Genomic DNA, 13,300 nt, shown 5'->3' on the forward strand with positions numbered 1-13,300 from the left:
GGACTCCTCCGCCGGCAAGCGAGGCGTCCCGCGATAGTTCCGACGCATTTCCTTTTCCATCTCCATCAATAGATCGACCGCTTGCGTGGCGCAGTTGGCGAGAGCCCGGCTTCGGCCAGAGCGCTTGCGTAGCCGGGTGGCGTGAGTCGCCGCAGCGTGTTCACGGTGCCGTCAGCGCCGCAGGGAATGGCTGCGAAGACGAGAAGTTCCCTAGAGTTTTTGAACTGGAGCACCCATTCATGAACAAGATACTCAGGAACGTTTGGATCAGTGCGGACGAAGACAGGGCGGCAGGCGGGCAATCCGTTCGGAAGCGCCCGAAGCTGAACATGAGGCTCGATATTGCAGCGGGACTTGCGGTACTGGCCAGCCTGGTGGGAACGAGTCCGCAAGTTCATGCGGCAACGTACAACCCGAATGGTTGCGCTTCTCCCAAAGCGACGGGACCTGACGGCATAGCCTATCCTGCGGGTAAGGGTCCGCGCGATGGATCCGGCCTGTGGTCCAACGTGATTGGATGCGATGCCGATGGCGGCAATTTTGTAGGCGTGCAGGTCCTGGGTTTTCAAGCGACGGCGACGGGCAATGCCGCGACCGCCCTGGGGTTTGCGGCTACGGCGGCAATCCGCAGCACAGCCGTAGGCATGCAGGCGGGAGCCCTCGCCCTGGGCTCGACCGCTCTTGGCCAATGGGCGCGCGCCACGGCGGTCGGCAGCGTCGCCATCGGCGGCAATAACTCCTCCAATACCGCGGCGGCGGGGGCGCAGGCTTCGGGTCTCAATGCCGTCGCGATCGCAGGGGAGTCGCGTGCCATGGGGGCGGATTCCGTTGCGATAGGCACGCGTGCGCAGGCACGGCGCGATGGCGATGTGGCCGTCGGCATCGACAGCGTGGCGGATGGTGCCACAGGGAATTTCTCGGCCGTGGCCATCGGCCGCGGTAGTTCGGCGATCGGTGAAAACTCGGTGGTGTTGGGCAACGCCAATCGGGCCACCGGAGCCGGGGCCGTCGCGCTGGGCAATAGCTCGGCGGCTGCGGGCGCCGCGGCATTGGCTGTTGGCAACGATGCCAACGCGCTGGCCGCGCGCAGCATGGCGTTGGGGTTCGATTCGGTCGCAACCAACTCGGACGACGTCGCGCTGGGGGCGGGATCGGCCACCTCGGCAGCCGTCGGCACGTCCGGCGCCGCAATCGCGGGGCGATCCTACTCGTTCGCCGGGGCGACGCCCGCCAGCACGGTCAGTGTGGGCAGCACGGGTGTGGAGCGCTCCATTACGAACGTTGCGGCAGGGCGGCTCGGCGCTCTCAGCACGGATGCCGTCAACGGCTCGCAGCTTCATGCCACGAATCAGGCGGTGAATGCCTTGGGCGACCGGGCGGTGACCTATGACGGCAACGAGGGCGATCCCAAGAGCCTGATCACATTGGCGGGTTCCGCGTCCACGGACGGCGGCGCGACCGGCGGCACCAGGCTGGCCAATCTCGCACGGGGGGCGTTATCGGCCACCAGCACCGATGCCGTGAACGGCGCGCAGTTGCATGAGACGAACCAGGACGTGCAGCGCGTGGGCGACCGGGTGACGACCATGGGCGACACGGTGACCAGCATGGGTAACACCGTGACGACGATGGGTAACACGATGACGACCCTGGGTGACACCGTGACGAACCTCGGCGACACGGTCACGACCATCGGAGGCACCGTCACGACCCTGAACGATACGCTCACCAGCCTTGGCGGCTCGTTGGCGAACCTGACCGGCGATACGAGTGCGACGTACACGGACGCCAACGGTCTGGGCATCCGCTATGCGCGGACCAACGAACGCGGACTCACGCCCAGCGACGCCTACGCGCAGAACCCGGGCAGCACGGCGTTGGGCTATAACGCGCGGGCCGCGGCCGACAACGCGTTGGCAGTTGGGCGCGAAGCTCAGGCAAGCCATGCTGGCAGCGTGGCGTTGGGCGCGAACGCGGTCGCCAACGGCGCGACGCTGGGCGCGGCGGCGTACCGGTCAGGTACGGCGGCGGTGGCGGGCGCGGCGCCGGTGGGCGAGGTGAGCATAGGCTCGGCGGGCGCAGAGCGCCGCATCACTCACCTGGCTGCAGGCGCGTCCGATACGGACGCGGTGAACGTAAGCCAGCTCAAGTCCGTGGCCGAGAATGTCGGCAGCCTGGGCGACCGGGCGGTGACCTATGACGGCAACACGGGTGATCCCAAGAGCCTCATCACGCTGGCGGGATTGGCATCCCCGGACGGCGGCATGACGGGCGGCACCAAGCTCACCAACCTGGCGCGGGGGACGCTGTCGGCCACCAGCACCGACGCGGTGAACGGTTCGCAACTGCACGAGACGAACCAGGACGTGCAGCGCGTGGGAGACCGGGTGACGACCATGGGCGATACGCTCACCAGCCTTGGCGGCTCGTTGGCAAACCTGACCGGCGACACGAGCGGGACGTATACCGACGCCAATGGCCTGGGCATCCGCTATGCGCGGACCAACGAGCGCGGGCTTACGCCCAGCGATGCCCATGCTCAGAACCCCGGTAGTACGGCGCTGGGCTACAACGCGCGAGCCACGGCTGACAATGCGCTGGCAATTGGGCGCGAAGCCCAGGCAAGCCATGCCGGCAGCGTGGCGTTGGGCGCCAACGCGGTCGCCAACGGCGCAACGCTGGGCGCGGCGGCGTACCGGTCGGGTACGGCGGCGGTGGCGGGCGCGGCGCCGGTGGGCGAGGTGAGCATAGGCTCGACGGGCGCGGAGCGCCGCCTCACTCACCTGGCTGCGGGCGCGTCGGACACGGACGCGGTGAACGTAAGCCAGCTCAAGTCCGTGGCCGAGAATGTCGGCAGCCTGGGCGACCGGGCGGTGACCTATGACGGCATCGCGGGTGATCCCAAGAGCCTCATCACGCTGGCGGGATCGGCATCCACGGACGGCGGCATGACGGGCGGCACCAAGCTCACCAACCTGGCGCGGGGAACGTTGTCGGCCACCAGCACCGATGCGGTGAATGGTTCGCAACTGCACGAGACGAACCTGGACGTGCAGCGCATGGGCGACAGGCTGACCGACCATGGCGATACCTTGACGACCATGGGCGACACGTACACACACTTGACGGGGAACCCCAACCTGACCAACAAGGCCGACAACGGGCTGGGCTTACGTTATGCGCGGACCAACGAATCGGGGCTGGCGGAAGATGACGCCTACGCGCAGGGCGTGGGCAGCACGGCGCTGGGCTACAACGCGCGGGCCTCAGCCGGCAACGCGCTGGTGCTGGGCCGTGAGGCCCAGGCGAGCCAGGACGGGAGCGTGGCGCTGGGTTCCGGTTCCGTGTCCGCCCGGGCGTTGACGCCGACCACGGGCAGTCTTGCGGTCGGCAGCGGCGGCGCCCTGGTGCCGTTCAACACGGCGGATCTCACCTTGCTTGGCGCGGTATCCGTGGGCCACGATGGCGCGTACCGCCAGATTACCAACGTGGCGGACGGTACAGACGAGCATGATGCGGTGACCTTGCGCCAACTGACCGGCGCGATCGGCTCCTTGACGACCACGGGGACTCAGTACTTCCATGTCAACTCGGCGGCTTCCGATTCCCTGGCGGTGGGGATTGAGTCGATCGCGGTCGGACCGCAGGCGGTGGTCAATGGCGACCGCGGTCTGGGGATCGGGGATCGGGCTGTGGTGGATCAGGGCGCGCCCGGCGGCATCGCCCTGGGACAGCAGGCGCGCACGACGTCGGCGGATGGCATCGCGATGGGAACGCAAGCCTTGGCTGACGCGGCCCAGGGAGTCGCCTTGGGCGCGGGCAGCCAGGTCGTCGCGGGCGGTGGCGTAGCGCTGGGCGCGAGATCGGTCGCCAAGGCGGTGGCCGGGGCAGCAGGGTATGTGCCCCTGGGCGCCAATGGCGCGGCCGTGAACGCCACGCGCAGCACCTTGGCCGCGTTGTCCGTGGGTGACGCCGATACCGGTATGTATCGGCAGATCAACGGGGTGGCTGCGGGTACTGTGGATTCCGACGCTGTGAACGTCAGCCAGTTGAAGGCGCTGGCCTCGAATGTGAGCGGGCTCGAAGCGGGAGGGGTGAAATATGACCTCAATGCGGACGGCACCACCAACTACGCCATGGTGACCTTGAACCCCGGCGGCGCAGCCTCGGTGCTGAGGAACGTGGCGCGGGGCGCGCTGTCGGCGGACAGCACGGAGGCGGTCAATGGCTCGCAGCTGTTCGAGACCAATCAGTACGTCAAGTCGATCGGCGATACGGTCGATAACTTCACCAAGGGAGGCGCTGGGATCAAATACTTCCATGCCAATGGCGGGGCGTCGGCGATGCTGCCGGACTCGCAGGCCAACGGCGTCGGGAGTATTGCAATGGGACCGGGTGCGGCGGCCAATGGCGGCGACTCGGTTGCCTTGGGCAATGGCGCGGCAGCGGGCAAGGATGGCGATGTCGCACTGGGCGCAGGCGCCGTGGCGGACAGGGGCGCGGAGAACTACGCCGGCAAGTATTCGGACACGCAAAACAAGTCGGTCGGCACGGTATCCGTGGGCTCGTCGGGGGCGGAGCGCACGCTCAGCAATCTGGCCGATGGCCGCGAGGCCACGGACGGCGTGAATCTGCGGCAGCTGGACGGCGCGCTCAAGCAGGCCAACGACTATACCGACAAGCGCTTGCAGGATGTGGCAGGCAATGTGCTGCAGGTCGGCGACCAGCTCACCGCGCTGGATGAGCGCGTGGCCAATGTCGAAGACGATGTGACGAGCATCAGCAATGGCGCCGCCGGCATGTTCCAGACCAGCCAGGAGGAAAAGGCGGCCAAGCCGCCCAAGGCCAGCGGCAGCAATTCGGCGGCGGGCGGTGCAGGCGCGGTGGCCTCGGGCAAGAACAGCACCGCGATCGGCAATGGCGCGCAGGCAACCGGCGCGGGAACCACCGCGTTGGGCAACGGCAGCAAGGCGTCGGGCAGCAATGCCGTGGCGCTGGGCGCGGGGTCTGTCGCCGACCGCGACAACACGGTTTCGGTGGGCTCGGCCGGGGCCGAACGCCAGATCACGCACGTGGCCCGCGGCACCGCCGGAACCGATGCGGTGAACGTGAACCAGTTGCGGGAAGTCGCGAGCGGCTTGAGCAACCAGGTGGCGGGCTTGCGCAAGGACGTGCAAGGGCTGGACAACCGGTTGAGCGCCGGCGTCGCTTCCGCCATGGCGATGTCGGCGCTGCCTCAGGCCTATCTGCCCGGCAGGAGCATGCTCAGCATGGGCGGCGGCACGTGGCGCGGGGAAAGCGGCTTCGCCATGGGGCTGTCCACGGTGTCCGACAGCGGCAGATGGGTGGTGAAGGGCCTGGCCAGCAGCAGTTCGCGCGGCGACTACGGCGCGAGCGTGGGAGTGGGATATCAATGGTGAATACATGCCGCACGAACGCAGGCTCGCGGCCCGCTGCCGCGGCCTCAATGATTCATGAGAGGTATACAGCCATGACACGTCGCATCATTCTTCCGGCTTTGATTGCATCGAGCGTATTGCTGGCGGCTTGCCAGCCCATGGCGCCTCAGAAGGGCGCGAATGCCGCGACCTCTGCCATTCTGCCTGCACCGCAAGACACCGCGGCGCAGGCGCGGACTGCCACGCCGGCGGTCGAGTTCCGCCTGGCCCAGGACCGGCCGGGCGCCGATCTGCGCGAGTTGCGCATGTCCGACAAGACCTACTACTTCCTGCTGGCGCCCGCGCTTACCCGGGCGGATCTGAATGCCGCCACGCCCATGAAGACCCGGGATGGACAGCCTTTCGTCAGCCTGCGGTTCACGCCGCCCGGTGCGCAGAAGCTGGCGCAGATCGGCCGCCAGTACCCGGGAAAGTGGCTGGTCTTCACCATAGACGGCAGGCTGGTGGGCGTGCCGCGCATCGCAGGCCCCATGGAGGAGGGCATCCTGAACCTGACGATGAACTCGGAGGAACAGGCAATCAACGTTGCGCAGGCGATAGAAGGGGCGGCGCAGTAGCGCCGCCCAGGCCGCGTCAGCCGATCGCCCCATAGATGCGGCGCGCGTCGGCGGCCGTGGCCAGCGGGCGGCCCAGCGCCTGCGCGCCTTGCGCGGCCTGCAGCACCAGCGCCGAATTGCCCGGCGCGGTGCTGCCGTCGCGCAGCTTCAAGTTGTTTTCGAAGCCCACGCGCATGTGGCCGCCGAACGCGGCGGCGGTGGTGACGCAGGCGTTCTCCTCGGGGCCGAAGGCGCAGACTGCCCAGGGCAGGGACTGGTCGTACGCGGACAGGAAGGGCAGCAGGTCATAGGCCGAAGAGGTCTGGCCCGCGCTGTAGCGGCCCAGCACGAACAGCACCGACCATGCGCCCGGAGGCACCAGGCCGCGCGCGCGCAGCGACAGCCAGCGGCGCACGTCGCCTTCGTCGTACAAGATGATCTGCGTCATGATGCGGCGTTCGGCGATCCAGGCCAGGAAAGCCGCAAGCTCGCTTTCCGGGATATCCGGCACGGCGATCTCGCGCAGTCCGATGGACACGGCCTCGGGTTGCAGCTCGCGCACCAGGGCGATCTGCTCTGCCGCCTTGTAGACGCCGGCGGCCTCGCTGGTCACCTGCACCAGCAGTTCGTCGCCCACGGCGCCGTGCACCGCGGCCAGGGCGTCGCGGTAGGCCTGCGCGTCCAGCAGGTGGCTGCCGTCGGGTTTGCGCACGTGCATGTGCATCATGGCGGCGCCGGCGTCCAGGCAGGCGCGCGCTTCGCGCGCCAGCGCCTCGGCGGTAAGCGGCACGGCCGGATGGTCGGCGGCCTTCTTGTAGGCGCCATTGGGCGCCACGGTGATGATGACGGGCGAGTCGGCCAGCGCGGCGCGGGGCAGGGGGGTGTTGCTCACGGCTTGATCTCCGGCAGTTCGGGGGCAATCAGGTCCAGGCCCGCGCGCAACAGGCGGTCGTAGCGCGCGCGTTCGGCACTGATGGTTTCGGGCGTCCAGGCGTAGAAGCCCTCGCCCGTCTTCATGCCGTGGCGGCCGTCCTGGGCGCGTTCGGTCAGGCAGCGCGCCGGTTCGCTGGCGTTGCAGAACGTGGGGTACATGGTGGCGCCGGCCGCGGCATGCACGTCGATGCCGGCATGGTCGCGCTGCATCACGGGGCCGGCCGCCAGAAAGCGGAAACCGAAGCCGAAACGCACCGCCGCGTCCACGTCTTCCGGCGAGGCGATGCCGCGGTCGATCAGGTCGAAGGCTTCGCGCGACAGCGCGTGCTGCAGGCGGTTGGCCAGGAAGCCCGGCAGGTCCTGGCGCACCTTCACCGGCACGCTGCCGCAGCGCCGCATGAATTCGATCAGCGTGTCGGCGCAGGCGTTGTCGCTGGCTTCGCCCAGCACCACTTCCACCAGCGGCACCAGATGCGCGGGCATGAAGAAGTGCAGGCCCAGCATGCGGCCACGGGTATCCAGGCCCTGGCTGATGGCGCTGATCGGGAAGCTGGAACTGTTGCTGGCCAGGATGGCGTCGGGCCGGGCGCGTTGCGCCAGGTCCGCGAACAGCGCCTGCTTGATGTCCAGGCGTTCGGGGATGCACTCGATGACCAGGTCCACGCCGGACCAGTCCACCTCGTCCAGGCTGGCGGCGGTGGACAGCAGGGCGGCGTTCGCCTCCCGGCCTATGGTCTTGAGGTTTTCCGCGACGCGGGCGGGCACGCCCGCCGCGCGCCCGGCATTCGATTCGATCACCGTCGTGCGGCAGGCCGCGCGGGTCAATACCACGGCCACGTCGGCTCCCATGGTGCCGCCGCCCACCACCACCGCATGCGCCGCGCCCGGATTGGGCAGCGCGATCGCGTCCGTCTGCATGGTTTGCTCCTTCATCTGAAACTACGCTGCAGGCGAGTGTAGAGAACCCGCTTTGATTGATGAATCAGATTTTTTGGATAGAATGATCTTGTATTTAGATCAATAGAGAGGCCGCGCCCGGCATGCAGATCAATCTTTCGATGCGCGATATCGATACCACGCTGGTGCTGGGCCGCACGCTCAACTTCCGCCAGGCGGCGGCGCAGCTGCACCTGTCGCAGTCGGCCCTGTCCACGCAGATCCAGCGTATCGAAGACGCGCTGGGCGTGCGCCTGTTCGACCGCACCACGCGCACCGTCCGCCTCACCGCCGCGGGCGAGGTTTTCATGCAGCAGGCTGCCGCCCTGCAAGCGGCCTTCCGCGACGCCATTGCCGCGGTCAGCGGCATCGTCAATGCGGAACAGGGCCAGGTATCGGTGGCGGCCTTGCCCTCGATTGCCGCCCGCCTACTGCCGCGGGTGCTCATGGCCTATCGCCAGGCCCATCCGCTGGTCGCCCTGAAGGTGCGGGACACCTTGTCGGGTCCGGCTTTCGACCTGGTGCGCGCGGGCGAGGTCGACTTCGCCCTGACCGCGGCCGACCCGCAGCACGGGGATCTGCACTACGTGCCGCTGATGTCCGACAGTTTCCTGCTTTTGATCCCCGAAGCCCATCCGCTGGCGCGCGCCCGCGGGCCGCTGCGCTGGGCCGATACGGCGGATGCGGCGCACGTGTCCATGGTGCAGCCCAGCAGCGTGCGGCAGTACACGGAATGGGCTTTCCTGCAGAACCGGATACGCTTTACGCCTGCCTTCGAGGCCGAGCATCTGACCACCATCGTCGCCATGGTCGAATGCGGATTCGGCGTCGCCGCGCTGCCCGAAATCGCTGCCGCGGCGGTGGCGCAAAATGGCATCGTGCAGCGTCCCCTGATCGGACCGGTGGCCGAGCGTTCGATCGGGCTGGTCACGGCGCGCAACCGCAGCCTGTCGCCCGCCGCGGCGGCGCTGGTGCAGACGTTGAAGGAATATCTGGCGCAGCAGGCGCGATAGGTCGGGTGGCTGGTTCCGCGGCTGCGTGCTGTGCGGTTTTGATTTCACGCAAGCGTCGGCAGTGTGCCGCTCGACAGGCGGGAGGCGGTGGTATTATCCTCAGTACACTAACTAAACTGGAGCTGCCTCAACGTGCCGGATGTACAGAAAAAGACGACGTCCCAGAAGCGCGTCGCAACTCATAAGGCAGACACCAAGATCTTCGATCCGGCCAAGCAGGTGCTTTGGTCGCGTCCTGGATATCTGGTGCGGCGCCTGAACCAGATCCACTACGCCATGTTCTACGAGGAGTGCAAGACGCAGAACGTGACGCCGGTGCAGTATGGCGTGCTGACCGCGCTGTCGCTCAGCCCCTGGCTGGACCAGACCGCCATCGGCATGGAGCTGGGCCTGGATCGCACCACCACGGCGGATGTGGTCAAGCGCCTGCAGGAACGCGGCCTGGTGGAGCGGCGCATCAATCCCAACGACAAGCGCTCGCGCCAGGCCGTCATCACCCAGGAAGGCCTGCGCATCATGGGCATCTTGCAGGAGGGCATGGCCCGCGCCCAGCAGCGCCTGCTGGAGCCGCTGTCCACGCGCAACCAGGAAATCTTCATGAAGCTGCTTTCCACCCTGGTGGAAGCCAATAACCAGTACAGCCGCACCACGCTCAAGCCCATGTAGGACAGGGGCCTGTCTGCTTCAGCCTGGCAGCGCGCTGGTTTGGGGCGCGCTGCGGGCGGCCTCGCCGTCGCCCAGCGTATTACGGACCCAGATCAGTTCGGCGGCGATCGCCACCGCAATCTCGGCCGGCGTCTTGCTTGCGATGCGCAGGCCCACCGGGCCGTGCAGGCGCGCGATCTGGCTGTCGTCCAGGTCGAACAGCCGCAGCCGTTCGCGGCGCTTCTGCTGGTTGGCGCGCGAACCCAGCGCGCCTACATAGAAGGCCGGCGATTTCAGCGCTTCCAGCAAGGCCATGTCGTCGAGCTTGGGATCGTGGGTGACCGCCACGATGGCGGTGCGTTCGTCGGTGCCGATTTCCAGCACGGCGTCGTCGGGCATGCTGGTGAGCAGGGTTGCCTGGGACAGATTCCAGTCGCCGTAGAACTCCTCGCGCGGGTCGCAGACCGTGACGTGGAAATCCAGCGTGGCGGCGATGTTGGCCAGCACCTGCGCGGTCTGGTTGGCGCCGATGATGAGCAGCCGCCAGCGCGGACCGTAGACGCTGCGGAAGATGCGGCCGTCGAAATCCGGGCCGTCGGCCGGGCCGGCGGGAGACACCGAGCTGCTGCCGTCCTGCAGGTCCACCGTGCGCTGGATCAGGCCATGGCCGCGTATGGCTTGCAGCACCAGGTCCAGCCATTGGGTGTCGCGCAGCGGTTCGCTGATCAGGCGCAGCGTGCCGCCGCAAGGCAGGCCGAAGCGTGCGGCCTCGTCGCGGGTGACGCCGTAGGTCAGGCGCGCCGGGGCGTCCGCGAGCGTGCCTTCGCGGGCGCGCAGCATCAGGTCGTCTTCGATGCAGCCGCCGGAAACCGAACCGACCATGCGGCCATCCTCGCGCACGGCCAGCATGGCGCCCGCCTGGCGCGGGGCCGAGCCCCAGGTCTGCACCACGGTCACCAGGTGCACGCGGCTGCCCGCGGCTACCCAGTCCCGCGCATGTTGCAATACGTCCAGATCCAGAGCGTTCATCGGCTTCTCACAGTGAAAGGCCGCGGTGCTGCCACGGCTTATATTCACTATACTGATCATTATGGCGACTGTCTCTAGTGTCTATCCCTACCCGGGCCCCGCGCGCGCCGGCATCCTGCTGGCGGCGGGGCAGGGCTCGCGCTACGCCGCGCAGCGGCCGGGCGCCGACAAGCTGCTGGCGCCGCTGCCGCAGGGCGTGTGCGTGGCGGCGGCCAGCGCCCGGACGCTGCGCGCGGCGGTGGACATGGTCGTCGCCGTGGTGCGGCCCGGCCGCGCCGCGCTGGCCGGATTGTTGCGGGCGGAAGACTGCGTGGTGTTGGAGACGGACCGGGCGGAGGAGGGCATGGGGGCCAGCCTGGCCGTGGCAGCGCAGTATCTGCAGGGCCTGCCCGGCACGCCTGCCGCGGTGCTGGTCGCGCTGGCCGACATGCCCTGGATCCGCCGCGCAAGCCTGGAGAGCGTGCTGGATGCGCTGCGCGATGCGCCGATGGCCGCGCCCGCGTACCAGGGGCAGCGCGGCCATCCAGTGGGATTTCGCGCGGAATTGCTGCCGCAGCTGGCGGCGCTGAGCGGGGACGAAGGCGCGCGGCGGCTGCTCAAACAGCCCGGACTGCAATGGGTCCCCACCGAAGATCCCGGGGTGTTGCGCGATGTCGACACGCCTGCCGACCTGGACGAAGGCGGCTGAACACCGCCTGTAGGCCAGGCCGCCGCGGCGGCCTTTTTTTGCGCTCCGGGATTTCCCTAATTTGTCAGTACGCTGACTATAAAGTCAGTATACTGACGTAAATTTGGAAGCCCTCGCAGGACTTTTCCCAATGGAAAAGCGGCTGCGCGCGATTCCGATTGTTCCGATGTAATAGTCAGTGTACTGATAAACAATGCTGACGCGCCGTGGCAGGACAGGGTCCGCGCCATCAAACTGGGAGTAGGGGAATGAGCAAAGTACGCAAGATCGCGTTTGAGGAGCACTACACCGCGGTCGGATTCAAGGACTATTCGAAGAGCTTCGCGCAGCACATCGATCCCGCCGTGCTGGCCGACCTGGCCGCGCGCCTGGTGGATTTCGACGAAGTCCGGTTGGGCGAAATGGACCGCGGCGGCATCGACTACGTCATCCTGTCGCAGACCGGGCCGGGCGTGCAGGCCGAAGCCGACGCCGCCGTCGCGCTGCGCCGCGCCAAGGAAAACAACGACTTCCTGGTCGAGCAGGTGGCCCGCCACCCGACGCGCTACGGCGCCTTCGCCACCGTGCCCATGCATGATCCGCTGGTCGCCGCAGCCGAACTGGAGCGCTGCGTCAAGCAGCTGGGCTTCAAGGGCGCGCTGATCAACGGCCACACCAATGGCGTGTACTACGACGGCCGCGCCTACGACCCGTTCTGGGAAAAGGTGCAGGAGCTGGACGTGCCCGTCTACCTGCACCCGTCCGATCCCTACGTCATTCCGCAGGCCTACTCGGGCCACCCCGAGCTGGTGGGCGCGTGCTGGGGCTGGGGCGTCGAAACCGCCACCCATGCGTTGCGCCTGCTGTTCGGCGGCGTGTTCGACCGGTTCCCCGCGGTCAAGCTGATCCTTGGCCACATGGGCGAAGGCCTGCCGTTCCTGCGCTGGCGCTTCGACAGCCGCTTCGCGGTCTATTCGCACGGCATCAAGCTGGCGCGCGCGCCTTCCGAATACCTGGGCAGCAACATCCTCATCACCACGTCCGGGGTCTGTTCGCCTCCCACGCTGATGGCCGCCATCGCCGAAATGGGCCGCGAGGCCGTGATGTTCTCGGTGGACTATCCCTACGAATCGACCGCGCTGGCCGTGGAATTCATCGAGCAGACGCCGATGGACGACGCGACCCGCGAACTGATCTGCAACGGCAACGCGCGACGCCTGTTCAAACTCTGAGCCCAGCCCGGGAGACTGACATGAGCAACTTCCTGTATGGCGGCAACGTCCATGCCAATGGGATCCGCCAGCATTATCTGCGCTACGGCGGCGAACGCGGCGCTGGGCGCGATCCAGTCATCATCGTGCCGGGCATCACCAGCCCGGCGGTCACCTGGGGTTTCGTCGGCGAGCGCTTCGGCGCGGCTTTCGACACCTATGTGCTGGACGTGCGCGGCCGCGGCCTGTCCGCAGCCGGCGCCACGCTGGACTACAGCCTGGACGCGCAGGCCGCCGACGTGCTGGCCTTCGCAGAGGCGCTGGGCCTGGCGCGCTACAGCGTGGTCGGCCATTCGATGGGCGGACGCATCGGCGTGCGCGCCGGGCGCGGCCAGCCGGCAGGACTGAGCCGCCTGGTCCTGGTGGACCCGCCGGTGTCCGGTCCCGGCCGCCGGCCGTATCCCGCCAAACTGCCCTGGTATGTCGATTCCATGGCGCAGGCGCGCCACGGCATGGACGCCGAGGCCATGCGCGCGTTCTGCCCGACCTGGACCGAGGAGCAGCGCCAGCTGCGCGCCGAATGGCTGCACACCTGCGACGAGCGCGCCATCATCCAGAGCTTCGAGGCCTTCCAGAGCGACGACATCCACGCCGACCTGCCGCTCCTGGACGTGCCGGTCCTGCTGATCACGGCGGAGCGGGGCGACGTGGTGCTGGACGCCGACGTGGCCGAGATCCAACGCCTGGCTCCCGGCACGCAACATCACCGCGTGCCCGCCGCCGGCCACATGATTCCGTGGGACAACGAGGAAGGCTTCTATGCCGCCTTCGGCGATTTCCTGGGCGCGCCGCTGGCGCGTGGCTGAAGCGC

10 protein-coding genes are annotated in these 13,300 nt (G+C 68.0%); 7 read left to right on the forward strand and 3 right to left on the reverse strand.

The window, feature by feature from the left end:
• Positions 1–644: 644 nt before the first annotated feature.
• Together ACZ5YA_RS01695 and ACZ5YA_RS01700 are read left to right on the forward strand one after the other, a co-directional pair.
• Entirely contained in the window at positions 645–5,420 is a 4,776-nt protein-coding gene (locus tag ACZ5YA_RS01695; protein WP_464091918.1) for a YadA-like family protein, read from the forward strand.
• Positions 5,421–5,491: 71 nt separating this feature from the next.
• Entirely contained in the window at positions 5,492–6,016 is a 525-nt protein-coding gene (locus ACZ5YA_RS01700) for a SecDF P1 head subdomain-containing protein (RefSeq protein WP_464091919.1), read from the forward strand.
• 16 nt (positions 6,017–6,032) lie between these two features.
• On the opposite strand, the gene ACZ5YA_RS01705 is transcribed toward ACZ5YA_RS01700, so the two are convergent.
• Together ACZ5YA_RS01705 and ACZ5YA_RS01710 are read right to left on the reverse strand one after the other, a co-directional pair.
• The gene (locus ACZ5YA_RS01705) at positions 6,033–6,887 is read right to left on the reverse strand and encodes a beta-keto acid cleavage family enzyme (RefSeq protein WP_118933956.1); all 855 of its coding nucleotides are present in this window, start codon (positions 6,885–6,887) and stop codon (positions 6,033–6,035) included.
• Positions 6,884–7,846: a 3-hydroxyacyl-CoA dehydrogenase family protein gene (locus ACZ5YA_RS01710; RefSeq protein WP_118933978.1), complete on the reverse strand. Its 963-nt coding sequence runs from the start codon at positions 7,844–7,846 to the stop codon at positions 6,884–6,886. Before ACZ5YA_RS01710 ends, ACZ5YA_RS01705 begins: the two co-directional genes overlap by 4 nt.
• Positions 7,847–7,968: 122 nt before the next feature.
• Here ACZ5YA_RS01710 and ACZ5YA_RS01715 point away from each other — a divergent pair, with 122 nt between their 5' ends.
• Together ACZ5YA_RS01715 and ACZ5YA_RS01720 are read left to right on the forward strand one after the other, a co-directional pair.
• Positions 7,969–8,877, forward strand: coding sequence for a LysR family transcriptional regulator (locus ACZ5YA_RS01715; RefSeq protein WP_059378440.1), 909 nt, complete (start codon positions 7,969–7,971; stop codon positions 8,875–8,877).
• Between the two features lie 198 nt (positions 8,878–9,075).
• Positions 9,076–9,543 carry a MarR family winged helix-turn-helix transcriptional regulator gene (locus tag ACZ5YA_RS01720; RefSeq protein WP_370127811.1) on the forward strand — a complete coding sequence of 156 codons (468 nt, stop codon included), beginning with the start codon at positions 9,076–9,078 and terminating at the stop codon, positions 9,541–9,543.
• Positions 9,544–9,561: 18 nt separating this feature from the next.
• On the opposite strand, the gene ACZ5YA_RS01725 is transcribed toward ACZ5YA_RS01720, so the two are convergent.
• Positions 9,562–10,551 (reverse strand): XdhC family protein, encoded by a 990-nt coding sequence (locus ACZ5YA_RS01725; RefSeq protein WP_464091920.1) that lies wholly within the window; start codon positions 10,549–10,551, stop codon positions 9,562–9,564.
• A gap of 61 nt (positions 10,552–10,612) precedes the next feature.
• Between ACZ5YA_RS01725 and ACZ5YA_RS01730 the strand changes: the two genes are divergently transcribed.
• From ACZ5YA_RS01730 to ACZ5YA_RS01740, 3 genes are all read left to right on the forward strand, one after another.
• On the forward strand, positions 10,613–11,239 hold the full coding sequence (locus tag ACZ5YA_RS01730; protein ID WP_187774054.1) for a nucleotidyltransferase family protein: 627 nt from the start codon (positions 10,613–10,615) through the stop codon (positions 11,237–11,239).
• 248 nt (positions 11,240–11,487) lie between these two features.
• Positions 11,488–12,450: an amidohydrolase family protein gene (locus ACZ5YA_RS01735; RefSeq protein ID WP_059378445.1), complete on the forward strand. Its 963-nt coding sequence runs from the start codon at positions 11,488–11,490 to the stop codon at positions 12,448–12,450.
• 20 nt (positions 12,451–12,470) lie between these two features.
• Positions 12,471–13,295, forward strand: coding sequence for an alpha/beta fold hydrolase (locus ACZ5YA_RS01740; RefSeq protein ID WP_118933897.1), 825 nt, complete (start codon positions 12,471–12,473; stop codon positions 13,293–13,295).
• Positions 13,296–13,300 lie beyond the last annotated feature (5 nt).

It is taken from the genome of Achromobacter sp. JCM 18799 (assembly GCF_055395645.1).